Raw genomic sequence first — 23,423 nt, forward strand, 5'->3', positions numbered from 1 at the left:
CCTAGGCCGCGCCCTGCCGCAACTTCCGGCGAGACCGCCGCAAATCTTCATACCGGCTGCGAAAGCCTCGGAACGGACGGCCGCGCCCGTCGTCACCCCTGCACTATTATGGAGGACCAGGTGAGCGACGAACCCAACGGCATTCTTTCATCGTCAGGCGGACGAACGGCAGCGGCCGTCGGGATCGGCGTCGCGACGGCGGCGGTCGCCGCCGGGGCGCTGCTCCTGTCCCGGTCGTCGCGCCATCCGCACATCGATACCGACGCGCCGAACTGGACGCTCGACAAGTCGTCGGACGGCAGCCGCCCGATTATCGGCAAGACGCAGCTGGTCGGCGCCCCGCGCGACCAGCTGTTCAAGGCCTGGTCGCGGTTCGAGGATTTTCCGAAGTTCATGGAAAACGTCGAACGCGTGGAAACGCTGGGCGACGACCGGTCGCGCTGGACGATCAAGGCGCCGGCCGGAAAGCAGGTCACGCTCGTCAACCGAGTAACCGAGCGAGTCGAGAACCAGGCGATCAGCTGGCAAAGCGAACCGGACAGCGACATCGCCAACGCCGGCAAGGTGACGTTCGCGGACGCGCCAGAAGATCGCGGCACCTATGTCACGCTGGTGCTCAGCTACGACCCGCCGGCCGGAACGATGGGGCGGCTGTTCGCCAAGCTGTTCCAGCGCGAACCGGCCATCCAGGCGCGGCGCGACCTGCGCCGCTTCAAGCAGCTGATCGAAACCGGCGAAGTGACCACCAACGCCTCGCCATCCGGCCGCTCGTCCGAGAGCCCGGCCGAAGCCCACATTTAAGCGAAAGGTCCGACCATGCGCGCAGTCACCTGGCAGGGACGCCACGACATTCGGGTCGATACCGTGCCCGATCCGGAAATCGTCAATCCCCGCGACGCCATCCTGAAGGTTACCTCGACCGCCATCTGCGGGTCCGACCTGCACCTGTACGACGGCTACATCCCGACCATGCGGGCAGGCGACATCGTCGGCCATGAATTCATGGGCGAAGTGGTCGAGGTGGGGCCGAAGTCGACGTTGAAGAAGGGCCAGCGCGTGGTCGTGCCGTTCACCATTTCGTGCGGCCAATGCTTCTTTTGCGACCGGCAGCAATTCAGCGCCTGCGACAACAGCAACCCGGCCGAAACGTCCGACGCGTCGGAAACCGGCATGGGCCATCCGATGGGCGCGGCCTTCGGCTACGCGCATCTGACGGGCGGCTATGCCGGCGGGCAGGCCGAATATGTCCGCGTGCCCTATTCGGACATCGGCCCGGTGGTCATTCCCGACGGGCTGGACGACGACAAGGTGCTGTTCCTGTCCGACATCCTGCCGACCGGGTGGCAGGCGGCGGTCAATGCGGACATCGAACCGGGCGATACGGTGGCGGTCTGGGGTTGCGGGCCGGTCGGGCTGTTCGCCATCCAGTCCGCGCTGATCCTTGGCGCGGAACGGGTCATCGCCATCGACCATTTCCCGTCGCGTCTGAACCTTGCGCGGCAGCTGGGCGCGGAAATCCTCGATTACACGCAGGGCGACGTGCGCGAAGCGCTGACCGACATGACCGGCGGCATCGGCCCCGACGCCTGCATCGATTGCGTCGGGATGGAAAGCCACGGGCTAACCGCCGACAATGTGATCGACCAGATCAAGGTGTCGACCTTCATGGCCAGCGACCGGATCTATGCGCTGCGCCAGGCGATCCTTGCCTGCCGCAAAGGCGGCCGGCTGTCGATTCCGGGCGTCTATGGCGGGTTCGCCGACAGCTTTCCGATCGGCCAGCTGATGGAAAAGGGGCTGACCGTCAAAAGCGGACAGACCCACGTCCAGAAGTTCACGGCGGAATTGCTGGCGAAGATCGAGGATGGGACGATCGACACGACCTTCCTCATCTCGCACCACGCACCGCTGGAAGACGCGGCCGACATGTACAAGCACTGGCACGACGAACAGAACGACTACACCAAGATCGTGCTCAAGCCGGACCTGCCCAAGGGCGCGGTGAAAAAGGTGCAGGAAGTGGAGTATGCGGACGCCTAACGCCCGCCGTCAGTCGAAGTGGTCGATGCCCTCGCCGGCGATGGTCAGCCAGGCCGGCTTGCGGCTTTCGTAGACGGAATAAAAGGGCGTGAACGCGGTGGGCTTGTCGAGCGTGCCCATCGTTATCGCGACGAGCCGGTCGGGGTCGTTCTCGGTGACGTAATAGACGTCCGTCCCGCAATCGGGACAGAAGTGGAAGTTGGCGTGTGAGCCGCTGTCGCCGGTCATCGGAAAGCTTTTCGATTGGCCGGCGATCGTCACGCGGTCTTCGGGCCAGCGCACCTGCGCCGCGAACATGCTCCCCGACCGTTTCTTGCAGTTAAGGCAGTGACAGACGGACACGCGGACCGGGTCACCGGTCGCGGTGGCAGTAAGTTGCCCGCAGCGGCAGGAGGCGACGTGGGTCATCTGGACTTTTTCAGGGCCATCCGCACCAGCGCGTCGAGCGAGGCATCGGCGCCGAGTTCGTCGAGCGCGGCGTTGACGGCCGCGCTGGCGTCGGCGGGCTTGAAGCCGAGGTTGGCGAGGGCGGACAGAGCGTCGGCGGCGGCGCCGGCGCGCGGGGCGGGGGCGCCGCCGCCAATGCTGGGGGCGCCGAGCTTGCCTTTGAGCTCATTGGCGATGCGGGCGGCGAGCTTCGGCCCGACGCCGTTGGCGCGGCCGATCATCGCCTTGTCTTCCTGGCTCACGGCGCGCGCGAGTTCGTCGGGCGACAAGGCAGACAGGATCGCCTGCGCCAGCCGGCCGCCGACGCCCTGAATGCTGGTCAGCGCGCGGAACGTGTCGCGCTCCGCCGCGCTGCCGAAGCCGAACAGGGTCCACGCATCCTCGCGCACCTGCAATTCGGTGAGGACGAGGACATCGTTGCCGACCGCGCCAAAGGCTTCGAGCGTGCGCGCGCTGCAATGGACCAGGTAGCCGACGCCGCCGACGTCGATCACCGCCGTGTCGGCGCCCATTTCCGCAAGCTTGCCGGTCAGGCGCGCAATCAAGTCCGGTCCCCCATGCCCATGCGGAGCACACCCTTCGCCATGCCCGGGGCGAGCGCAACCGCTAAAATCGGGGACCGGCTCGCCGGGCGAAAATATCGCCTGCGGCGCACATCTTGATCCATGATAAGTTTGCCGGTCCGCGAGCGCGCGGGCGAGTCGCGTCTGTCCATTTCCTGCAGGAGCGTTTGCGATGCCCACCATCACCACCCGCGACGGGACCGAGATTTTCTACAAGGACTGGGGGCCCAAGGACGCCCGGCCGATCGTCTTTCATCATGGCTGGCCGCTGTCGGCCGACGATTGGGACGCGCAGCTGATGTTCTTCCTGGCCAAGGGCTATCGGGTCATCGCTCACGACCGGCGCGGCCATGGCCGCTCGGCGCAGGTTAGCGAGGGTCATGACATGGACCATTATGCGGCCGACGTGGCCGACCTTGCCGCCGCGCTCGACCTCAAGGACGCGGTCCATGCCGGCCATTCCACCGGCGGCGGGGAGGTCGCGCATTATGTCGCGCGGGCCGAGCCGGGGCGGGTCGCCAAGGCGGTGCTGATCAGCGCGGTGCCGCCGATCATGGTCAAGTCCGACAGCAACCCGGGCGGCACGCCGATCGAAGTGTTCGACGGCTATCGCGCGGGCGTCGCTGCCAATCGCGCGCAAATCTACCTCGATGTCGCGAGCGGCCCATTCTACGGGTTCAACCGCGACGGCGCGACCGTCAGCGAAGGCGTCATCCGCAACTGGTGGCGGCAGGGCATGATGGGCGGGATCAAGGCCCATTACGACGGCATCAAGGCGTTCAGCGAAACCGACTTCACCGAGGATCTGAAGGCGATCGACGTGCCCGTGCTGGTGATGCACGGCGATGACGACCAGATCGTGCCCTATGCCGACTCTGCGCCCCTTTCGGCCAAGCTGCTGAAGAACGGGACGCTCAAGACCTACGCCGGCTTTCCGCACGGCATGTGCACGACGCATGCCGATACGATCAACGCCGACCTGCTCGCCTTTATCGAAGGCAGCCTGCAGGGTGACGACGCCAGCAGCCAGCGGGAGGCCGTGCCCGCCTAGGGCGCGGCGGGCAGGTCGGGTACGGGCCGGCCGGCGATGGCGTCGGCCAGCAGCGCCGCGGCAAGCGCGAAGCCCTTGTCATGGTCGTCGTTGAAATAGAGCTCGCGGTACGGATTGACGCTGTTCACCGCCCACGCCGGCGGCAGGACAAGGAATGCCGGGCCGGCCTTCCCGTAGGGCTCGACGTAGGCGCCGGCCCAGCCTTGCTGCGCGCCCGCCCATCGCTTGCCGTCATACCGGCGGAGGATATTGGCGGGTACGTTATTGACCTGTTCGAGCGCCCGCGCGCGCCGCGCATCAATCGGGTCGGACAGGTCGAACTGCGCCGGCCGGACGGCGACCGCGACCGGCATGCCGGGATAGGCCGACCAGTCGCCGACATCGAGCGAGGCGAGAATGTCGGCGCGGCTCGACCAGACGTCCTTGCGCCCGTCGCCGTTGCCGTCGCGCGCCTGGGTATCGAAACGACCGGGCAGGATGGCCGTCTGGCCAAGGCGTCCGCTGTCCCCGGCGCGCAGCCGTTCGCGAGGGACGTCGCCGGCGACTACCAGCCGAGCGGCATGATGCAGCTGGAAATCCCCACGCGCGCCGCGATCGTGCGCGCCGAGGACCAGCAGCGCCGCGATCGCGTCATGCTGCGGCGGGCGGTCGCCAAAATCCGACAGCATTCCCCACATCGCCAGGCGCACTTCCGGCGGGGTGGTGCCGGCCTGCGCGCGACCGGACAGTACGCGGTACAGCGCGCGGCCCCGGGCAATGCGTTCGGACGTGACGTAGTGGCGAATGAAATCGGCCGGTTCGACGATCGCGGCCTGTTCGTCGAAGCACGCAATCAGCTGCGGGTCGGCGCGGATGCCGGCGAACAGGCGGACAAGATAGGGCCGCCAGCTGGTACCGCCCTCGTCCAGCAGCCGGTCGCGATAGGCGTCGACCCGGGGGTCGCCGGTGCTGTCCAGCACGGGTTCGGGCCCGGCAACGAAAGCCGGGTTGTCGGGGGGCGGGGGCGGCATGGGCAGCGGCGGAGTCGCGACCGCGGCACCGGCAAGCAGCGCCAGCACCAGGGTCGATCCGATCGTTGCAAAATTCCGAACAGCGGCCATCGGCCGGCGGATGCGGGGCAGGCGCTAAACCAGTCCTGAACGGTGGCTCGCGACATGATGGGCGTGGGTGATGGCCACCGCCAGCGCATCGGCGGCGTCGGCGCCGGCGATCTGCGCACCGGGCAACAGGCGCTGGATCATCGCATGGACCTGCGCCTTTTCCGCGGCGCCGGTGCCGACCACGGCCTTTTTCACCAGCCGCGCAGCATATTCGCCGACGTCCATGCCCCCGCGGGCGGCGCATAGCAGGACGACGCCCCGCGCCTGGCCCAGCTTCAGCGTCGATTGCGGGTTCTTGTTGACGAACACCTCCTCGACCGCGGCGGTGTCCGGCGCGCGGTCGGCGATCAGCGCGTCGAGCTGTGCGGCGAGATGCGACAGGCGCCGCGGCAGCGATTCCTTGCTGTCCGTCTTCAACTGTCCGTTGGCGACGTGGGACAGGCGATTGCCTTCGGCGCGAATGAGCCCCCAGCCGGTTGTTCCCAGCCCGGGGTCGAGACCCAGGATGAGCGTCAAAGGCGGATGCCGACGCGCGGCGCCAGCGCGATCATCGCCGCGTAGAGCAGGATCGTCAGCAGGCAGCCAAGCGCCAGCGCGGCGTAGAAATGCACGCCGTTGCGAAGCAGCAGCGGGATGGCGAGGAACATCGGCAGCGACGGCAGGACGAACCAGAAGGTCGCGGCGCTATGGTCGGCCATGTTGGCGGGATCGGGCGATGCCTGCCACAGCCAGATCATGCCCAGCACGGACACCAAAGGGAGCGAGGCGACGAGCCCGCCAAGCCCGGGATAGCGGCGGGCGATTTCGGAAACCGCGGCGACGATCAGGCCGCTTAACAGCGCCTTGACCGCCAGCCAGCCCCACATCAGCCGAACTTCTCCAGCTCTTCGTCCGGAATGCTTTCGTTGCCCCACACGGTCTGGACGTCGTCGTCGTCGTCCAGCGCGTCGAGCAGCTTGAGCAGGCTTTGCGCCTCGTCGCCGCGAACCTCGACCTCCAGGCCCGGCTTCCATGCCAGCTTGGTCGCTTCGGCTTCGCCCAGCATGCCTTCGAGCGCCTTGGCGACGGTGTGCAGTTCGTCGACGCTGGTCCAGATGCGGTGGCCGTCGTCGTCGGATTCGATGTCTTCCGCGCCCGCTTCCAGCGCCGCTTCGAGCACCTTGTCGGGATCGCCCGCGCTGGCCGGATATTCGATCAGGCCAAGCCGTTCGAAGCCGTGGCTGACGGACCCGGACGCGCCCAGATTGCCGCCGTTCTTGGAAAAAATCGTGCGCATGTTGGTCGCGGTGCGGTTGCGGTTGTCGGTCAGCGCCTCGACGATGATCGCGACCCCGGCCGGGCCGAATCCTTCATAGCGCAGTTCCTCGTAATTTTCGGTGTCGCCGCCCGACGCCTTGTCGATCGCCCGCTGGATATTGTCCTTGGGCATCGACTGCGCCTTTGCAGCCAGTACCGCGGCGCGCAGCCGCGGGTTCATGTCGGGATCGGGCAGGCCCATCTTCGCGGCCACCGTGATTTCGCGCGACAGCTTGGAGAACATCGACGAGCGCTTCTTATCCTGCGCGCCCTTGCGGTGCATGATGTTCTTGAACTTACTATGGCCGGCCATGCTCTTCTCTAAATCATGCGTTCGGGAAAATCGTCGGCGTCCTAGACCGCACGCGCAAGTGACGCAACGAAGTGGCTGACGAGCCAGTCCGACGGGTCGGCGCCGTGGCGCTGCGCGAATTCGAGCCGCGCGACCGGGACGCATTTCTCGCCATGTATGCGCACTCCGCCTTTCAGGGGCGGGTCGGGGTCGGCGGAGCGGAGGCAGCGGCGCTGTTCGACACGTTCCTGTCGTGGCGGCACGCGTCGTCGCGAGAGAATGTCCAGCTTGTCATCGCGGATCGCGACGATCGGCTGATCGGCGATGTCGGCGTCCGCCTGGCGGGAGGCGCGGCGTCGATCGGGATCGACCTGCATCCCGACCATTGGGGCCGCCATCGGCTTGCGATCGACTGCCTGCGCGCCGCCGAAGCGCTGGCGAGAACGCTTGGTGCCGAATGCATCGTCGCCGAAACGCGCGCCGACGATTCGCTTACCGCGCGCCTGGCGACGTGGCTCGGAGCAAGCGAGGTGCCGGCCGCCGAGCCCGGCAGCCGACGCTGGCGGAAAATGCTCGACTAAGCGCGCGAACGGGTCAGGCGAGTCCGAGTGCGCTGCGGTACGTTTCGAGGATCGCGTCCTGTTCCTGCCGGGTGTGGGTTTCCATCTTTCGCAGGCGCACGACCATGCGCATGATCTTGGGATCGTAGCCGGTGGCCTTGGCTTCGGCGTATACGTCGCGAATGTCGTCCGCGATGCCCTTTTTCTCTTCCTCGAGCCGTTCGATACGCTCGATAAACAGCCGCAGCTGGTCGGCTGCGACGGCGCCTTCCGCCATGTCCCACTCCATGTTTTAAGATTCGGCCCAGCGTCTAGGCGAGGCGGCGCCGGCGCTCAACCCGGTTGAATGCCGACATTCTCCCGCTATGGCGGCTGCGAAGCAGAAGGACCGGATGAGCGAAATTCTCAAGCCACGCGCGCGCAAGGTGAAAATCCTCGCCACACTGGGCCCGGCGTCGAGCAAGCCGGCCGTCATCCGCACGCTCATGGTCGCGGGCGCCGATGCGTTCCGGATCAACATGAGCCACGGCACGCATGCGCAGAAGGCCAAGCTGGTCGAAGCGATCCGCCAGCTGGAAAAGGACCTTCACCGGCCGACCACCATCCTGTTCGACCTGCAGGGCCCGAAGTTGCGGGTGGGCGATTTCGCCGGGGGATCGTCCGAGGTCGAAACCGGAGCCCGCTTCGTCCTCGACCGCGACCGCACGCCCGGCGATGCCAGGCGCGTCGAACTGCCGCATCCCGAATTGTTCGAAGCGATCTCGAAGGGCGACCGGCTGTTGATCGACGACGGCAAGGTGCGGCTGAAGGCGGTCGAGGTGCACGACGACCGGATCGTCGCCGAAGTGATGGTCGGCGGCACCTTGTCCAACCACAAGGGCGTCAACGTGCCGGATGTCGTCGTCCCGATCCCGGCCCTCACCGACAAGGACCGCAAGGACCTGGCCTTCGCGCTGGAGCAGAAGGCCGACTGGGTCGCACTGTCGTTCGTCCAGCGGCCCGACGACGTGGCCGAGGCGCGCGAGCTGATCGGCAACCGCGCGCTGCTGATGGCCAAGATCGAAAAGCCGGCCGCGATCGAGCGGCTCAACGAGATCATCGCCTTGTCAGACGGGGTGATGGTCGCCCGCGGCGACCTTGGCGTCGAGCTTCCGCCCGAAGACGTGCCGCCGATGCAGAACAAGATCATCGCCGCGTCGCGCCAGTTCGGCAAACCGGTGGTGGTCGCGACCCAGATGCTGGAATCGATGATCAATTCCCCGACCCCGACGCGGGCCGAAGTGAGCGACGTGGCGACCGCCATCTACGACGGCGCGGACGCGGTCATGCTGTCGGCGGAAAGCGCGACCGGCGACTATCCGGTAGAAGCGGTGCAGATGATGGACCGCATCGCGCAAAGCGCGGAACAGGACCCGGTTTATCCGGGCCGCGTACATTTCACCGAAACCGTGCTCGAAGCGACCACCGCCGACGCGCTCGCCGCGTCCGCTCGGCAGATCGCCAATACCGTCTCGGCGCAGGGCATGGTCTGCTACACCAGTTCCGGATCGACCGCGCGCCGGATCGCGCGCGAACGGCCGCCGGTGCCGATCCTGGCGATGACCGCGCTGCTCCAGACGGCGCGGCGGCTGGGCCTGATCTGGGGTGTGCGGCCAGTTCACACGCGCGACGTGTCGAGCTTTGAAGAGATGGTCGCCAAGGGCAAGCGCATGGCGCTGCGCCACAAGCTGGCGGCCGGCGGCGAGCGGCTGGTCCTGATGGCCGGCGTGCCGTTCGGGACCCCGGGATCGACCAACGTGATCCACGTCGTCCGGCTGGCCGGCGACGAACTGGAACGCCACCAGCCGAAGCAGCCCTAACGGGCGAGCAGCGCCGGCAGCTGGTCGGGAATTTCGCTGGCGTAGAAGCCGACCGGACCGACGGTCTTCGACAGTCGCGCGCCCGCCTCTCCGTGCAGCAGCACAGCCCAGAGCAAGCCGCCGAGCGGATCCATCCCGCGGGCGATCAAGGCGCCGACGATGCCGGACAAGGTATCGCCGCTGCCCGCGACGCCAAGGCCGGGCGAACCGCCGGTGAACTTCCAGCTGCGGCCGTCGGGCGCGACGACGAAACTGGGTACGCCCTTGACCAGGACGTAGGCGCCAAAGCGCTCGGCCGCCCGGTGGCCGGCCGCCAGCGGATCGGCATCGACCTCCTCGGGCTCGCAACCCAGCAGCGCCGCCATCTCGCGCGAATGCGGCAGCAGCACCGGCGGCGTCTGCGCCTTGCGGCAATGGTCGGCGATGGGCGCCAGGCAATTGAGCAGGCCGGCGTCGAGCACGATCGGCTTGCCGGTGCGCAGCAGCGCTTCGGACATGGCGGTGCCGACTTTGCTTTCCTCGATGCCCGGACCGGCGACGATCGCGTCGGCCTTGTCCGCCTCGCCGCCCACCTGGCGGACCGCGGCACGCTTGATGTTGCCGTCGCTGGATTCGGCGATCGGCAGCACCAGCACTTCGGGCATGTGCAGCGCCATCGACGGGGCGACGCTGGCGACGGTGGCCACGCGGACCTTGCCGGTGCCGCTGCGCAGCGCGGCGCGGGTCGCAAGCATCGCCGAACCGGGCACCAGCCGGTTGCCGGCAACGATCAGCAGGACGCCGTGCGAATTCTTGTCGCCGTCTTCGACCTTGGGCAACGGAAAGGCCTTGAGCGCCGCCCTTGTCAGCGACCTGGGGCGGCTCATCGCGTGCCCGTCATCTGGTCCGGTTCGGCGGTCTTGGCCGCGCCCTGTTCCTCCAGCGGCGTGCCGTGATTCCACAGCGCCAGCTTGGGCGCGCACAGGCCCGCCTTGTCGGGTTCGAAATCGTACGCGCAGATGCCGCAGTTGAGCACTTCGGCCTGCTTGTCGATCGTCAGGATCTCCGCTTCTTCCAGTTCGTCGAGGATGTAGCGGAAGCACAGCACGACGACCTGGTGCGCGACGACCAGCACGCGGCGATCCGAATAATGCAGGTTGATGGTGTTGAGCATCGAGCGCAGCCGCAGGATGACATCAGCCCAGCTCTCGCCACCCGGCGGCCGGTGATAGAATTTGCCCAGCCGCGCGCGATGCTCGGCCTCTTCGGGAAAGCGCGCTTTGATGCCGGCGGTGGTCAGCCGGTCGAAGATTCCGAATTCGCGCTCGCGCAGCCGTTCGTCGACGATCGCCTTGCGCGGCCCGTCGGCCAGCGCGTCTGCCTCGCAAATCGCCAGCGCCGTCTGCCGTGCGCGGATGTAGGGCGAGGTGAGGATCAGTTCCGGCCGCTGATCCTTGGGCAGCGCGGCAAAATATTCGCCCGCCGCCCTGGCCTGGCGGAAGCCGAGTTCGGACAGGGGCACGTCCACGTCGCGCTCCTCGATGCCGATTTCCAGATGCCCTGCTTCATGCGCAAGGTCGCGCGCGACATTGCCCTGGCTTTGCCCGTGCCGGACGAGCCACAGCTTTTCCGGCCAATGCTGACGTTGGTTCATGCAATGCCAAAAGCGCGAACGGCGGAATCTTTCCCGCGGGACCGCGGCGATTGACCAGCGGCGCTCCGCCGTGGAAGGACGGCGGCGAGGACGGACCGCCCAGAGGGGAACAATGGCGACAACCATCGAAGAGCTGGAATCGCGGCGCGAGCTGGCGAAGCAGGGCGGCGGGCAAAAGCGCATCGACGCGCAACATGCCAAGGGCCGGCTGACCGCGCGCGAGCGGCTAACCGTGCTGCTCGATCCCGGCAGCTTCGAAGAATATGACATGTTCGTCGAACATAATTGCGCCGATTTCGGAATGGAGACGCAGAAGTTTCCGGGCGACGGCGTGGTCACCGGATCGGGCACGATCAACGGCCGGCTGACGTTCGTCTTCGCGCAGGATTTCACCGTCTTCGGCGGGTCGCTTTCGGAACGCCACGCGCAAAAGATCTGCAAGGTGATGGACATGGCGATGAAGGCCGGCGCGCCGGTCATCGGGCTGAACGATTCGGGCGGCGCGCGCATCCAGGAAGGCGTCGCGTCGCTGGGCGGGTATGCGGAAGTCTTTCAGCGCAACGTGCTCGCTTCCGGCGTGGTCCCGCAATTGTCGCTGATCATGGGGCCGTGCGCGGGCGGTGCGGTCTATTCGCCGGCGATGACCGACTTCATCTTCATGGTGAAGGATTCGAGCTACATGTTCGTCACCGGGCCGGAGGTGGTGAAGACGGTCACCAACGAAGTGGTCACGCAGGAAGAATTGGGCGGCGCGGTTACCCATACGACCAAGTCGGGCGTTGCCGACGTCGCGTTCGAAAACGACATCGACGCCTTGCTCGCCACCCGCGACTTCTTCGACTTCCTGCCGCTCAGCAACCGCCACGATCTGCCGGTGCGGCCGACCGACGACCCGTGGGACCGCCAGGACGACAGCCTCGACACGCTCGTCCCGCCCAGCGCAAGCACCCCCTACGACATGCACGAACTCATCCGGAAGATCGCCGACGAGGGCGACTTTTTCGAGCTTCAGCCGAAGCATGCGGCAAACATCATCATCGGCTTCTGCCGCATCGAAGGACGCACTGTCGGGGTCGTCGCCAACCAGCCGACAGTGCTGGCCGGCGTGCTCGACATCGCGTCGTCGAAGAAAGGCGCGCGCTTCGTGCGCTTCTGCGACGCGTTCGAAATCCCCATCCTGACTCTGGTCGACGTCCCCGGCTTCCTGCCCGGCGTCGCGCAGGAGCATAACGGGATCATCAAGAACGGCGCGAAATTGCTGTTCGCTTATGCCGAAGCGACGGTGCCCAAGATCACGGTCATTACGCGCAAGGCCTATGGCGGCGCCTATGACGTGATGGCGTCGAAGCATTTGCGCGGCGATTTGAACTACGCCTGGCCGACCGCCGAGATCGCGGTGATGGGCGCCAAGGGCGCGGTCGAAATCATCTTCCGGTCCGAACGCGACAACCCGGACAAGATCGCCGAAAAGACGCGCGAATATGAAGAGCGCTTCGCCAACCCCTTCGTGGCCGCGAGCAAGGGCTTCATCGACGATGTGATCATGCCCCATTCCACGCGCCGGCGGGTCGCGATGGGCCTGCGCAAGCTGCGCGACAAGCAGCTGGAGAATCCTTGGAAGAAACACGACAATATTCCGTTGTGAGGAGTGCATGAGCACCTACACCGCCACAATCCGCTGGAAGCGCGACCCGGGCACCGACTTTTCGCGCGGACAGTACAGCCGAGCGCACGAGTGGGTCTTCGACGGACTGACCGTCCCCGCGAGCCCCAGTCCGCACATCGTGCCGGCGCCTTGGCACAAGCTCGACGCGGTCGATCCGGAGGAGGCGTTCGTCGCCAGCCTCGCGTCCTGCCACATGCTGTTCTTCGTCGACCTTGCGCGCCGTGCTGGGCACGTGGTCGACAGCTATGTGGATGAAGCCGAGGGCACGCTGGAAAAGCGCGACGATGGGAAAATGTGGATAAGCGCGGTCGTGCTGCGCCCGCAGGTCGTGTGGGGCGGCGATGCGCCGGACGAGGCGGCGATCGCGAAGTTGCACCACGACGCCCACGAACAGTGTTTCATCGCCAACAGCGTGACGACGAAAGTGACCATCGAGCAATGAAACTTGGCCGGTTGAACCATGTCGGGGTCGCGACCCCGTCGATCGAACGGAGCCTTGAAACCTACAAGGCAATGTTCGGCGCGGAGCCGGCCGGCGAGCCGTTCGACCTGCCAGCGCAGGGCGTGCGCGTCTGTTTCGTCGATACGCCCAACAGCCAGATCGAGCTGATCGAGCCGCTTGGCGAGACCTCGCCGATCGTCAAATTCCTCGAGAAGAACCCGGCCGGCGGGCAGCATCATGTCTGTTTCGAGGTCGAGGATATCGCGGCCGCCCGGGCGCATTTCGAAGGCAAGGGCGCGCGCATCCTCGGCCCGACGCGTATCGGTGCGCACGGAACGCCGGTGTTTTTCCTCCATCCCAAGGACATGGGCGGGGTACTGACCGAGCTGATGGAAACCCCTGCGCATTAGCGTCGCGTTCCCGCTAGGTTCAGGTGCGAACCGCTAATTTGCGGGCCATGGATATTCGCAAGATGCTGAATCGCCGCGAAGTGTTCGGCGCTGCCGGGGTTGGCGCCGCGGCCGTGATCCTCGCCAATTTTCCCGCCGGTGCGGCCGCGAAGAAGTATGAGGTCAGTTACAGCCCGGCGGAATGGAAGAAGCGGCTCGGACCGCAGCGCTATGCGATCCTGCGCGAAGCCGGGACCGAGCGCGCCTATACCAGCCCGCTCAACAAGGAGCACCGCAAGGGCCTGTTCGGCTGTGCCGGTTGCGGCCTGCCGCTGTTCAGTTCGTCGACCAAGTTCGACAGCGGTACCGGCTGGCCCAGTTTTTACCGGGCGCTTCCCAATGCTGTCATCGAACGGGTGGACCGCAGCATGTTGATGCAGCGTACCGAGATTTTGTGCCGCCGCTGCGGCGGACACCTTGGCCACGTGTTCGACGACGGGCCGAAACCGACCGGACTGCGCTATTGCATGAACGGTCTGGCGCTCAAGTTCCGCGCCGCCTGAAGGACATCATGATGCGACCCAAATATCTTTTCGCAGCGGCATTGGCCGCGACCGCCCTGGCGTCCCCGGCGCCCGCCGCGCGCAGCGAAACCGCGGTGCTCGCGGGCGGCTGCTTCTGGGGCATGGAAGCGGTATTCGAACATGTGCAGGGCGTGAGCAACGTCGTGTCCGGCTATGCCGGCGGCGACGCCAAGAGCGCCAATTACCGCGACGTCAGTGCGGAACGGACCGGCCACGCCGAAGCCGTGCGCATCACCTACGATCCGTCGCGCATCGGCTATAACGATCTGCTCGCCATCTATTTCTCGGTCGCGCACGACCCGACGCAGGTGAACCGCCAGGGCCCGGACACCGGTCCCAGCTATCGCTCCGCCATCTTCCCGCAGGACGCCAGGCAGAAGGCGATTGCGGCGGAAGTGATCGCACGGCTGAAGAAGCAGGGCGTGAAGGTCGCGACGAAGATCGAAAGCGGAACGTTTTATCCGGCCGAGGCCTATCACCAGGATTACGCCCGCAAGAATCCCAACGACCGCTATATCGTCATCAACGATGCGCCCAAGGTGAAGCAGCTGAAGGCCAAATATCCGGCGCGCTTCAAGGGCTGACGATCAGATTTCTTCCTTGATCTGGCCAAAGGCGAGCAGGGCGAACAAGCCGGTGCCGCCGATCACGTTGCCGACCAGTGCCGGCAGGACGAAGCCGACCAGCGCCCAGCCCATCGACGCATTGCCGGTCAGCACCAGGACGTAGGCGTCGACCGCGCTGGCGATGACATGGGTGAAGCCGCCGATGGCGATGACGTAGGTCAGCAGGGCGATCAGCCAGAAGTGGCTCGATTTCGCCGCGACGATCAGCCACGCGACGGTAGCGATCAGGAAGCCGGCCGGAATGCCGAGCATCATCGTCGACCACATGCCGTGGCCCAGCATCGGCTTGCTCACCTCCACCATCGAATGCGCCAGCCACGGCGGGACCACGCCGGCGCCGACGAAGGCCGCGGCGACAAGAAAGGTGCCAAGCTGGTTGGCGAGAAAGACGATGCCCCACAGCCGGGCGAGCCGGCCCAGATTATGTCCGGACGGAGAGCCGATGACCGGCATCACGGCGACGACCGTATGTTCGGTGAACAATTGCAGCCGGCCGAGAATGACGATGAGGAAACCGACCGGATAGCCGAGTGCGGTGATGAGCTCGCGCCACGGCGCATCCGGCAAATGGTGGCGAAGGGCCGCCTCGGCGACCAGCGAGGCGCTGATCGCGATGCCCGCGGCCAGGGCCGACCACCACAGCGATGCAAATGGCCGGCCAAGCTCGTGTTCGCCCTTGAGCACGACCGCCTGGTACAGGACGATCGATTCCGGTCCGGATCGCTTCTCGGCTTCGCGCTGCTCGGCGCCGCTGACGTCGGTGCGTTCGCTGGCCTTTCTGTCGTCGGTCATGGGGCGTGAACGGACGGCGCGCCGGAATGACACCGACAGCGACACGACCGGATCGTTTGAAGAGTGGTGCCCAGGGACGGGATCGAACCGCCGACACCGTGATTTTCAGTCACGTGCTCTACCAACTGAGCTACCTGGGCTTTGCTTCGGCCGGGCGGCCGTTCAAGCGACGCGCTCCCTACCCGTGCCCCTTGTGACTGTCCAGCCCGCCGCGCCAATGCGATGGCCAACCGGGCCTAGCCGGAGCTCTGTTCGGGGTCGGGCGGGGCCGCGGGTCCGGGGATGCGATAACCTTCGCCCAGCCACTTGAGCAGGTCGCGGTCCTTGCAGCCGCGCGAACAGAACGGGCCGTGCTCGGCGCTGCTTGGGCTTCCGCACAGCGGGCAGCCCTTGGAATCAGACTTTCTCGGCATAGGCCCCATGGATGGGGATCGCCGCATCGCTGCGCAAGGTGACCGTGCCGCCGACCTGCCGCGCCAGCGCGTCGGTCCAGCCGGGGTGGCGTTCGATAACGGCGGCGACCGCCGGATGCGCGACCAGGCGGATCGCGCCGATCTCGCCGCCGGCGCGGCGCAGCAGGGCGCGGGCTTCGAACGGCGCGCGGTCGGCGGCCAGCTCGCTCAGCGAGGCGCGGCGCCGCGGGCGGACGACCTGGACGAAGCCGAAGCCGTTGATCGCGGTCTTTTCGAACGGTTGGGGAAGATAGTCGGCAAGGATCGTGTCGACCTCTCGCCGGGCGTCCTTGCCGTTGAGGGTCGGAAAATCGATTCCGCACGGACCGCCGATGTCGAGCCGGCGGATGGCATTGGCGGCTGCCCAGGCGCCCATCTGCGCCAGCTTGTCGGGCACCAGCCACCCGTCGACGTCGATCATCGTCATCGCCGCAGTCGATTCGATGCGCAGTTCGCCGCCTTCGAATCCGACGATGCCGCTGCGCGCTTCGTCGAGCAGGTCGTCCCAGCCGTCGATGCGGCCGTCGCGGCCCTCGGCCAGCGGCGGCGGCGGCGATGGCTCGGCGTCCGTTATCCGGGCTAGCCCGCGCTTCCACGGTTCCGCGCCGCCAAGCGCTTCGCGGATGATCTCGATCCGCAGGGAGCGGCCTTCGCTGATCCCGCTGGCGCCGCGCGGAAGCAGGAACGTCTCGCCCCCGGCATCGACCGTCACGCGCGGAGCGACGCTGCTCAGCGTGGCGTCGAGCACCGTCCCGGCGGGCGTGACGCCGTCGCGGCGGACGCGGGCTTCGAGGATCGCGCCATCTTCGACCAGCGCGGCGCGGGTCTCGCCGATGCCGCGTTCGACGATCCAGTCAGGCAAGGGGATAGCCCGCGGCTTTCAGCAAGGTGCGGGTTTCGCCAAGCGGCAGGCCGACGACGTTGGAATAGCTGCCGGCGATGTGGCGGACATAGACTTCGCCATAGCCCTGCAGCGCGTAGCCGCCGGCCTTGCCGCGCCATTCGCCATGGCCCGCGTAAAAGTCGATCTCGGCGCCGCTCAGCCGCTTCATCGCGATCATCGTTTCGCCCAGTCGGGTGCGCAGTGCCTGTCCCGGCGCGGCCAAAGCGACGCCGGTCAGCACGCGATGGCGGCGGCCGGACAATAGTTTCATGCAGGCGCGCAGCGTCGCTTCGTCCTCGACCTTGGGCAGGATGCGGCGTCCCACGGCGACGACGGTGTCGGCCGCCAGCACCAGGTCGCCGGGATGCCGGGCAGCGACCGCGGCCGCCTTCTCACCGGCCAGCCGCAAGGCATGGTCGCGCGGGATTTCGCCGCGCGGCACGCTTTCGTCGATATCGGCAGGGACGATCGCGTCCGGCACGACCCCGATCCGGGCCAGTAGGTCCAGCCGTCGCGGACTGGCCGAAGCAAGGATCAGCCGCATCTTACCCCCTTAGGGGCGGGCGGAAGGACCGGGTCCGCCGCGGCCGGGCATGAAGCGATAGGTGATGCGGCCCTTGGTCAGGTCGTAGGGCGTCATTTCGACCAGCACTTCGTCGCCGGTCAGCACGCGGATGCGGTTCTTGCGCATCTTGCCGGCGGTGTGTCCGAGGATCTCGTGGCCGTTCTCCAGCTCCACACGGAACATGGCGTTGGGCAACAGCTCAACGACCTTGCCGCGCATCTCGAGAAGTTCTTCCTTGGCCAAACGGTACCTCTTTCCTGTGATTGCAGAAGTCGCGGTGCCTTAGCGGCAAGGCCACTGATTGTGAAGCTGCGCGGCCTAGACGGTAAGGACGGTCGATCCGGTCGTCTGCCGCGCTTCGAGCGCGCGATGCGCTTCGGCGGCCTCGGCCAGCTTGAACCGCTGCTTGATCTCGATCCGGACGGTCCCGGATCCGACAACCTCGAACAGCTCCGCCGACGCCTGCTCCAGCTCCTCGCGGGTGGCGATGTAATCGAACAGCGTGGGGCGGGTCAGGAACAGTGAGCCCTTTTGCGCCAGCAACGTGGGGGGAAAGGGGTCGGCAGGGCCCGAGGCATTGCCGTAGCTGACCATCATTCCGCGCCGCCGCAGGCATTCGAGCGACTTGAGAAAGGTGCTCTTGCCCACCGAATCGTAAACCACCGGCAGTTTCGCCCCGCCGGTGATCGCCGCGACTTCCTCGGCGAAATCCTGCTTCGTGTAGAGGATCGGGTGGTGGCAGCCGTGCGCCCGTGCGAGCTCCGCTTTCTCCTCGGTCGAGACGGTACCGATGACGGTCGCGCCGATCGCGGCGGCCCATTGGCACATGATCAGTCCGACGCCGCCCGCCGCGGCATGGACCAGGATCGTGTCGCCCGGCTGCACGGCGTACACGCGGCGCAGCAGCATATGCGCGGTCATGCCCTGCAGCATCATCGCCGCCGCATCCTCGAAGCCGATGGAATCGGGCAGCGCGACCAGCTTGTCCGCGTCAATCAGCCGGGCTTCGGCATAGGAACCGACCGGTCCCGCATAAGCAACGCGGTCGCCCGCCTTAAGGCCGGATACGCCCTCGCCGACCGTCTCCACCGTGCCCGCGCCTTCGACGCCGGGCGTGAACGGCAGCGGCTGCGGATAGAGGCCGGTGCGGTGATAGACGTCGATATAGTTGAGGCCCACCGCGGCATGGCGGACGCGGACCTGGCCGGGGCCGGGATCGCCGACGGCGACATCTTCCCAGGAAAGAACGTCGGGGCCGCCGGTTGCATGGACTCGGATTGCGTGGGTCATCGCCATCGACTTGGTGCGCGGCGGCGCAAAAGAAAAGCCCCGCCGCGGCGATGCCGGGCGGGGCCTTGTCCCAGATCGTTGCGAAACTGGCGCTAGACGCCGGTGCCGCCCGCCAGCGCCGCAAGCAGCAGCAGCGCGACGATGTTGGTGATCTTGATCATCGGATTGACGGCCGGACCGGCAGTATCCTTGTAGGGATCGCCGACCGTGTCGCCGGTCACCGCGGCCTTGTGCGCCTCGGAACCCTTTCCGCCGTAATTGCCGTCTTCGATATACTTCTTCGCGTTGTCCCACGCGCCGCCGCCCGACGTCATCGAAATGGCGACGAACAGGCCGGACACGATCACGCCGAGGAGCAGGGCGCCAAGAGCGGCAAAGCCCTGTTCACGCCCGGCAACCGCCGCGATGGCGAAATAGACGACGATCGGAGCCAGCACCGGAAGCAGCGACGGAATGATCATTTCCTTGATCGCGGCCTTGGTCACCAGGTCGACCGTGCGGGCGTAATTGGGCCGGCTGGACCCATCCATGATGCCCGGGTTGGACCGGAACTGTTCGCGCACGTCGAGCACGACGTCGCCGGCAGCGCGGCCGACCGCGGTCATGCCGAGCGCACCGAACAGATAGGGCAGCAGCGCGCCGAGCAGCAGGCCGACGACCACGTACGGGTTGGACAGCGAGAAATCGACGCCGGCTGCACCGATGCCGAGCTCGCTGGCGAACTCGGTCAGGTCGGTGGTGTAGGCGCCGAACAGCACCAGCGCGGCCAGCGCGGCGGAGCCGATGGCATAGCCCTTGGTGACGGCCTTGGTCGTGTTGCCGACCGCGTCGAGCGCGTCGGTGCGGCCGCGGACTTCGTCGTCCATCCCCGCCATTTCGGCAATGCCGCCGGCATTGTCGGTGACCGGGCCATACGCGTCCAGAGCGACGACCATGCCCGCCAGCGCCAGCATCGCAGTCGCCGCAAAAGCGATCCCGATCAGGCCGGCAAGGAGGTAGGAAGCGATGATCGCGATGCAGATGACGAGCGTCGGCAAGGCAGTCGATTCAAGGCTGATGGCCAGGCCCTGGATGACGTTGGTGCCGTGGCCGGTTTCCGATGCCTTGGCGATCGACTTGACCGGGCGGTAGTTGGTGCCGGTGTAATATTCGGTGATCCACACCAGCAGGCCGGTGACGGCCAGACCGATCAGCATGCAGTAGAACAGGTCCATGCCGGTGAAGCCACCGGTCTGTTCGGCAACCGCGCCTTCGACCAGACCGCTGGCGGCACTGCCACCGCCGATCGGCGCATTGAGGTCGCCGAGTGCGAATTGCGTGGCCAGGTAAAGCGCCGGGATGGACAGGCCGGCCGTGGTCCAGAAGCCCTTGTAGAGCGCGCCCATGATCGACCCGTTCTTGCCCAGGCGGACCATGTAGGTGCCGATGATCGAGGTGATGATGCACACCCCACCGACGAGCAGCGGAAGCGCCATCAGCGCGGTGATGTCCGCGGCCTGCGTGCCGATCAGCAGCGCGGTCAGGACCATCGTCGCACCGACGGTGACGACATAGGTTTCGAACAGGTCGGCAGCCATGCCGGCGCAGTCGCCGACATTGTCGCCGACGTTGTCGGCGATCACCGCCGGGTTGCGGGGATCGTCTTCGGGAATTCCGGCCTCAACCTTGCCGACCAGGTCGGCGCCGACGTCCGCGGCCTTGGTGAAGATGCCGCCGCCAAGACGGGCGAAAATGGAAATCAGCGAGGCGCCGAAGGCCAGCGCGACCAGCGCATTGACGACTTCGCGGCTTTCCGGCTCCGCGCCCTGAACGCCGACCAGCACGTAGAACAGGCCGGCGATGGCGAGCAGCGCGAGGCCGGCCACCAGCATGCCGGTGATTGCCCCCGACCGGAATGCGGTGGTCAGGCCGCCCTGCAGCGAGGTGCGGGCAGCTTCGGCGGTACGCACGTTGGCGCGGACCGAGATGTTCATGCCGATGTAGCCGGCGGCGCCCGAGAGGACCGCGCCGATGACGAAGGCGACGGCCGGGACAAGGCCCAGGAACACGCCGACGAGGACGGCAACCACGACGCCGACGATGGCGATGGTCGTATACTGGCGGCCAAGGTAGGCGGACGCGCCTTCCTGGATGGCGCCGGCGATGTCGATCATGCGCTGGTTGCCGGCCGGTGCCTTGAGCACCTGGCTGCTGGTGAAGATACCGTAGATCACTGCGATAACGCCGCAGGCGATCGCGATCAGAGTGAGATCCATTTTATTCCCCGTTAGGCGGCATAATAGATTGCGGCCGGTGTGCAGGATGCACCCGGATCAAGCTGCGGTTCTTTATGGCCGCGAATGGCGGCTGGCAACCGTGCGCTGGAACGTCAGTGGATGAAGAGAGCGGCGACGGCGCCGCAGGCAAGGCCGCTGAACGCGACCGCCATCTGCCGTACTTTAAGCGTGATGCTCATAACCCAATCTCTCCGGCACGGGCACGTCGCCGTCGCGGTCCTCGATGACGAGGCCGGAGCCGTCGACCAGCTGCCCGATGCACGTCAGGGTCGGCGCAATTGGTAAAGAAAGGCTTACCGGGTCGACCGAATCGGGCAGGGCCGCGAGCAGCGCGTAATCGTCCCCGCCGGTGGCGGCGAACAGCCGCGCTTCGCGCCCGTTGCCGCGCTCGGCGATGAACGCGTTGGACAGCGGCAGACGTTCGAGGTCGATCGCCGCGCCGCAGCCGCTGGCATCGCACAGACGCTGCAGGTCGATCAGCAGCCCGTCGGACACATCCATCATCGCCTTGGCCGACGGCGCCAGCGCCTGCCCCATCTCCAGCAGCGGGATCGGCCGCTGGTACACTTCGGACAAGGGGCCGGGCACCGCGGGCTTGCCTTCGAGCAGCGCCAGCCCGGCGGCCGAATCGCCCAGCGTGCCGGCCAGCCACAGCCGGTCGCCCGGCCGGCCGCCGGCGCGGCTGGGCGTGTGCGTCCCCGCCCGGCCGATGGCGGTCAGCCCGTAAACCCGCGGCGCCCCGACCGGCAGCGCGATGGTGTCGCCGCCCAGAAGGGGCAGGCCGTAGCTTTCGCACGCCGCCTCGATGCCGTCGATGATGCCCGCGTCCCAGTCCGGATCGGACAGGACCATCGACAACAAGGCGCCGGCCGGCCGCGCGCCTTTGCCGGCAAGGTCGGACAGGTTCACCGCGACCAGCTTCCAGCCAACGCTGGCCGGCGGGTCGGTGCTGAGAAAGTGCACGCCCTCGGCCATGCTGTCGTGGGTCAGGACCAGGCCTTCGAGCAGCGCGGTATCGTCCCTGAGGCCGCGGGCCGCCGGATCGGTGGCAAGACGCCGCAGCCGTTCGATCACGTCTTTTTCCTGCATTACCGTCAGTTAAGGCCCGATTGGCCGAAGCGCAAAGTCGGGCCGCGGGAGCGCGGTTGCGCCCATGCGGCGAACCACGCATCCTGCGCCATGCCTGGCCGGACCCGCGGAGCATGCCGATGAGAATGCCGATCCTTGCCGTTGCCCTGGCGCTGGCCATGCCGGCCCGGGCCGCCGACGATCCCTCGTCGATGACGCCCGCGATCAGCGCCGGGGCCGTCACCGCCTGGCCCAATCTCGACGGCGGTGCCGCGGGCCGGATGACGGTGTGGGTATGGACGCCGCCCGGCTACGCGGCGGACAACGGCAGGCGCTACCCCGTGCTCTACATGCACGACGGCCAGAACCTGTTCGATCGCAAGCTGACCAAGTTCGACCAGGAATGGGGGATGGACGAAGCCATTCCGCGCATGGTGGCGCAGGGCGACCTGCGCGACTGGATCGTGGTCGGCATCCAGAGCCCGAAGTCGCGGTACGACACGCTCTTCCCGCAAAAGCTGTTCCGGTACCTGCCACCGGATTTCCAGCAGCGGGTGCGCAACCTCGACAGCGGCGATCCGAAAGGCGAGCTGGCGGGCGACGCCTATCTGTCGTTCCTGGTCGGTGTCGTTAAGCCGCGCGTCGACCGCATCTACCGGACACTCGCCGGTCCCGCGGACACGGCGGTGATGGGATCGTCGATGGGCGGACTGATGAGCTTCTACGCGATGGCCGAATATCCGCAGGTTTTCGGCCAGGCTGCCTGCGTGTCGATGCACGTCGCGCTGGGCAGCCCGACGGACAAGGGGACCGATCACAATCGCGCCGCGGTCGACGCTGCCGAAGCCTTTCGCCAATATCTGTCGACCAGCCGGATGCGGCCCGGCGCCAACCGGCTGTACATCGATCACGGGACCGGCACGTTGGACGGGACCTACGGGCCGTATTCGGACAGGCTGGTCGCGGTCCTGGGCAAGGCGGGCTGGACCGGCCCGGCCTTCACGTTCCGCACCTTTGCCGGCGCGGAGCATAATGAGACGGCGTGGGCGCAGCGGGTCGATATCCCGCTCGCCTTTCTCGACCGGCAGGATCCCTAGGCGGCGCGGACCTGCCTGGCGATGCCGTCGAGCAGGCCGTTGACGAAACCCGCTTCCTTCTTGTCGAAAAAGGCGTGGGCGACATCGACATATTCGGAGATGACCGAGGCGACGGGGACGTCGGGACGGGCCATCAGCTCGTAGGTGCCGGCACGCAACAAGGCGCGCATCGGGCGGTCGAGCCGGTCGAGCGACCAGCCTGACGCCAGCTTGGCGGAAATGGCGGTGTCGATGTCGTCGCGGCGGGCGTCGACGCCGGTAACGATGTCGTCGAAAAAGTCGCCTTCCGCCTCGTGATATTGCTCGTCCTCGATCGTCGCGCCGAGCCGGTGGTCGTGGAATTCCTTGAGCAGGCGCGAGAGCGGCGTGCCTTCCATGTCCTGCTGGTACAGCGCCTGGACCGCGGCAAGGCGGGCGGCGGATCGGGTCGTGGATCGGGTGGCGGTCATGGG

The 23,423-nt window shown here is 66.9% G+C and carries 29 protein-coding genes and 1 tRNA gene; 11 read left to right on the plus strand and 19 right to left on the minus strand.

The window, feature by feature from the left end; all coding sequences use genetic code 11:
* The first annotated feature begins 120 nt into the window (after positions 1–120).
* Both H8M03_RS09840 and H8M03_RS09845 read left to right on the plus strand, forming a co-directional pair.
* Positions 121–801: an SRPBCC family protein gene (locus H8M03_RS09840; RefSeq protein WP_246448845.1), complete on the plus strand. Its 681-nt coding sequence runs from the start codon at positions 121–123 to the stop codon at positions 799–801.
* 15 nt (positions 802–816) lie between these two features.
* Positions 817–2,040 (plus strand): zinc-dependent alcohol dehydrogenase, encoded by a 1,224-nt coding sequence (locus tag H8M03_RS09845; RefSeq protein ID WP_187479268.1) that lies wholly within the window; start codon positions 817–819, stop codon positions 2,038–2,040.
* A gap of 9 nt (positions 2,041–2,049) precedes the next feature.
* Here the strand turns inward: H8M03_RS09845 and H8M03_RS09850 are convergent, their stop codons facing one another.
* On the minus strand, positions 2,050–2,448 hold the full coding sequence (locus H8M03_RS09850) for a GFA family protein (RefSeq protein WP_187479269.1): 399 nt from the start codon (positions 2,446–2,448) through the stop codon (positions 2,050–2,052).
* Positions 2,445–3,032, minus strand: a complete 588-nt coding sequence (gene ruvA, locus H8M03_RS09855; RefSeq protein ID WP_187479270.1) for a Holliday junction branch migration protein RuvA — start codon at positions 3,030–3,032, stop codon at positions 2,445–2,447. Before ruvA ends, H8M03_RS09850 begins: the two co-directional genes overlap by 4 nt.
* A 190-nt stretch (positions 3,033–3,222) precedes the next feature.
* On the opposite strand from ruvA, the gene H8M03_RS09860 reads away from it, so the two are divergent.
* Positions 3,223–4,101: an alpha/beta fold hydrolase gene (locus H8M03_RS09860; protein ID WP_187479271.1), complete on the plus strand. Its 879-nt coding sequence runs from the start codon at positions 3,223–3,225 to the stop codon at positions 4,099–4,101.
* Here the strand turns inward: H8M03_RS09860 and H8M03_RS09865 are convergent.
* The 4 genes from H8M03_RS09865 to H8M03_RS09880 are packed head-to-tail and all read right to left on the minus strand — an operon-like array spanning position 4,098 to position 6,810.
* Positions 4,098–5,201, minus strand: a complete 1,104-nt coding sequence (locus tag H8M03_RS09865; RefSeq protein ID WP_187479272.1) for a lytic murein transglycosylase — start codon at positions 5,199–5,201, stop codon at positions 4,098–4,100. The two genes, H8M03_RS09860 and H8M03_RS09865, sit on opposite strands and share 4 nt — an antisense overlap.
* 24 nt (positions 5,202–5,225) lie before the next feature.
* Positions 5,226–5,717 carry a crossover junction endodeoxyribonuclease RuvC gene (ruvC, locus tag H8M03_RS09870; protein ID WP_187479273.1) on the minus strand — a complete coding sequence of 164 codons (492 nt, stop codon included), beginning with the start codon at positions 5,715–5,717 and terminating at the stop codon, positions 5,226–5,228.
* Entirely contained in the window at positions 5,714–6,067 is a 354-nt protein-coding gene (locus H8M03_RS09875) for a DUF3147 family protein (RefSeq protein ID WP_187479274.1), read from the minus strand. The genes ruvC and H8M03_RS09875 overlap by 4 nt, the downstream gene beginning before the upstream one ends.
* Positions 6,067–6,810 (minus strand): YebC/PmpR family DNA-binding transcriptional regulator, encoded by a 744-nt coding sequence (locus H8M03_RS09880; protein ID WP_187479275.1) that lies wholly within the window; start codon positions 6,808–6,810, stop codon positions 6,067–6,069. The genes H8M03_RS09875 and H8M03_RS09880 overlap by 1 nt, the downstream gene beginning before the upstream one ends.
* A 71-nt stretch (positions 6,811–6,881) precedes the next feature.
* Between H8M03_RS09880 and H8M03_RS09885 the strand changes: the two genes are divergently transcribed.
* A complete protein-coding gene (locus H8M03_RS09885) occupies positions 6,882–7,370 on the plus strand; it encodes a GNAT family N-acetyltransferase (protein ID WP_187479276.1) in 489 nt (162 codons plus the stop codon).
* 13 nt (positions 7,371–7,383) lie between these two features.
* On the opposite strand, the gene H8M03_RS09890 is transcribed toward H8M03_RS09885, so the two are convergent.
* Positions 7,384–7,626: a DUF2312 domain-containing protein gene (locus H8M03_RS09890; RefSeq protein ID WP_187479277.1), complete on the minus strand. Its 243-nt coding sequence runs from the start codon at positions 7,624–7,626 to the stop codon at positions 7,384–7,386.
* Positions 7,627–7,741: 115 nt separating this feature from the next.
* Between H8M03_RS09890 and pyk the strand changes: the two genes are divergently transcribed.
* Positions 7,742–9,208, plus strand: a complete 1,467-nt coding sequence (pyk, locus tag H8M03_RS09895; RefSeq protein ID WP_187481035.1) for a pyruvate kinase — start codon at positions 7,742–7,744, stop codon at positions 9,206–9,208.
* Here the strand turns inward: pyk and H8M03_RS09900 are convergent.
* Both H8M03_RS09900 and H8M03_RS09905 read right to left on the minus strand, forming a co-directional pair.
* Complete coding sequence (locus H8M03_RS09900; protein WP_187479278.1) at positions 9,205–10,074, minus strand: NAD(P)H-hydrate dehydratase; 870 nt, start codon at positions 10,072–10,074, stop codon at positions 9,205–9,207. The genes pyk and H8M03_RS09900 overlap by 4 nt on opposite strands.
* Complete coding sequence (locus H8M03_RS09905) at positions 10,071–10,841, minus strand: histidine phosphatase family protein (protein ID WP_187479279.1); 771 nt, start codon at positions 10,839–10,841, stop codon at positions 10,071–10,073. Before H8M03_RS09905 ends, H8M03_RS09900 begins: the two co-directional genes overlap by 4 nt.
* A 112-nt stretch (positions 10,842–10,953) precedes the next feature.
* Between H8M03_RS09905 and H8M03_RS09910 the strand changes: the two genes are divergently transcribed.
* The 5 genes from H8M03_RS09910 to msrA all read left to right on the plus strand — a co-directional run bounded on the left by H8M03_RS09910 (position 10,954) and on the right by msrA (position 14,506).
* Positions 10,954–12,486 carry an acyl-CoA carboxylase subunit beta gene (locus tag H8M03_RS09910; RefSeq protein WP_187479280.1) on the plus strand — a complete coding sequence of 511 codons (1,533 nt, stop codon included), beginning with the start codon at positions 10,954–10,956 and terminating at the stop codon, positions 12,484–12,486.
* A 7-nt stretch (positions 12,487–12,493) separates the two neighbouring features.
* The gene (locus H8M03_RS09915; RefSeq protein WP_187479281.1) at positions 12,494–12,949 is read left to right on the plus strand and encodes an OsmC family protein; all 456 of its coding nucleotides are present in this window, start codon (positions 12,494–12,496) and stop codon (positions 12,947–12,949) included.
* The gene (gene mce, locus H8M03_RS09920; protein WP_187479282.1) at positions 12,946–13,359 is read left to right on the plus strand and encodes a methylmalonyl-CoA epimerase; all 414 of its coding nucleotides are present in this window, start codon (positions 12,946–12,948) and stop codon (positions 13,357–13,359) included. The genes H8M03_RS09915 and mce overlap by 4 nt, the downstream gene beginning before the upstream one ends.
* 62 nt (positions 13,360–13,421) lie before the next feature.
* Positions 13,422–13,901 (plus strand): peptide-methionine (R)-S-oxide reductase MsrB, encoded by a 480-nt coding sequence (gene msrB, locus H8M03_RS09925; protein WP_187479283.1) that lies wholly within the window; start codon positions 13,422–13,424, stop codon positions 13,899–13,901.
* Positions 13,902–13,909: 8 nt separating this feature from the next.
* The gene (gene msrA / locus H8M03_RS09930; protein ID WP_222931872.1) at positions 13,910–14,506 is read left to right on the plus strand and encodes a peptide-methionine (S)-S-oxide reductase MsrA; all 597 of its coding nucleotides are present in this window, start codon (positions 13,910–13,912) and stop codon (positions 14,504–14,506) included.
* Positions 14,507–14,509: 3 nt separating this feature from the next.
* Here msrA and H8M03_RS09935 read toward each other — a convergent pair whose 3' ends face one another.
* From H8M03_RS09935 to thiL, 9 genes are all read right to left on the minus strand, one after another.
* Positions 14,510–15,340, minus strand: coding sequence for a formate/nitrite transporter family protein (locus tag H8M03_RS09935; protein ID WP_187479284.1), 831 nt, complete (start codon positions 15,338–15,340; stop codon positions 14,510–14,512).
* Positions 15,341–15,404: 64 nt separating this feature from the next.
* A tRNA-Phe gene (locus H8M03_RS09940) sits at positions 15,405–15,480 on the minus strand.
* Between the two features lie 96 nt (positions 15,481–15,576).
* On the minus strand, positions 15,577–15,753 hold the full coding sequence (locus H8M03_RS09945) for a DNA gyrase inhibitor YacG (RefSeq protein WP_187479285.1): 177 nt from the start codon (positions 15,751–15,753) through the stop codon (positions 15,577–15,579).
* Complete coding sequence (locus H8M03_RS09950) at positions 15,737–16,654, minus strand: ribonuclease (RefSeq protein WP_187479286.1); 918 nt, start codon at positions 16,652–16,654, stop codon at positions 15,737–15,739. Before H8M03_RS09950 ends, H8M03_RS09945 begins: the two co-directional genes overlap by 17 nt.
* Positions 16,647–17,219 carry a Maf family protein gene (locus tag H8M03_RS09955; RefSeq protein ID WP_187479287.1) on the minus strand — a complete coding sequence of 191 codons (573 nt, stop codon included), beginning with the start codon at positions 17,217–17,219 and terminating at the stop codon, positions 16,647–16,649. Before H8M03_RS09955 ends, H8M03_RS09950 begins: the two co-directional genes overlap by 8 nt.
* 9 nt (positions 17,220–17,228) lie before the next feature.
* On the minus strand, positions 17,229–17,483 hold the full coding sequence (infA, locus tag H8M03_RS09960; protein WP_187479288.1) for a translation initiation factor IF-1: 255 nt from the start codon (positions 17,481–17,483) through the stop codon (positions 17,229–17,231).
* 75 nt (positions 17,484–17,558) lie between these two features.
* Complete coding sequence (locus H8M03_RS09965; protein ID WP_187479289.1) at positions 17,559–18,530, minus strand: quinone oxidoreductase family protein; 972 nt, start codon at positions 18,528–18,530, stop codon at positions 17,559–17,561.
* A 92-nt stretch (positions 18,531–18,622) separates the two neighbouring features.
* The gene (locus H8M03_RS09970) at positions 18,623–20,785 is read right to left on the minus strand and encodes a sodium-translocating pyrophosphatase (protein WP_187479290.1); all 2,163 of its coding nucleotides are present in this window, start codon (positions 20,783–20,785) and stop codon (positions 18,623–18,625) included.
* A 183-nt stretch (positions 20,786–20,968) separates the two neighbouring features.
* Positions 20,969–21,895, minus strand: coding sequence for a thiamine-phosphate kinase (thiL, locus tag H8M03_RS09975; protein WP_187479291.1), 927 nt, complete (start codon positions 21,893–21,895; stop codon positions 20,969–20,971).
* 125 nt (positions 21,896–22,020) lie between these two features.
* Here thiL and H8M03_RS09980 point away from each other — a divergent pair, with 125 nt between their 5' ends.
* Positions 22,021–22,971, plus strand: coding sequence for an alpha/beta hydrolase (locus H8M03_RS09980; RefSeq protein WP_187479292.1), 951 nt, complete (start codon positions 22,021–22,023; stop codon positions 22,969–22,971).
* Here H8M03_RS09980 and nusB read toward each other — a convergent pair.
* On the minus strand, positions 22,968–23,420 hold the full coding sequence (gene nusB / locus H8M03_RS09985; RefSeq protein WP_187479293.1) for a transcription antitermination factor NusB: 453 nt from the start codon (positions 23,418–23,420) through the stop codon (positions 22,968–22,970). The genes H8M03_RS09980 and nusB overlap by 4 nt on opposite strands.
* Positions 23,421–23,423: the final 3 nt, after the last annotated feature.

The organism is Sphingomonas sabuli (assembly GCF_014352855.1).
Taxonomy (GTDB): domain Bacteria; phylum Pseudomonadota; class Alphaproteobacteria; order Sphingomonadales; family Sphingomonadaceae; genus Sphingomicrobium; species Sphingomicrobium sabuli.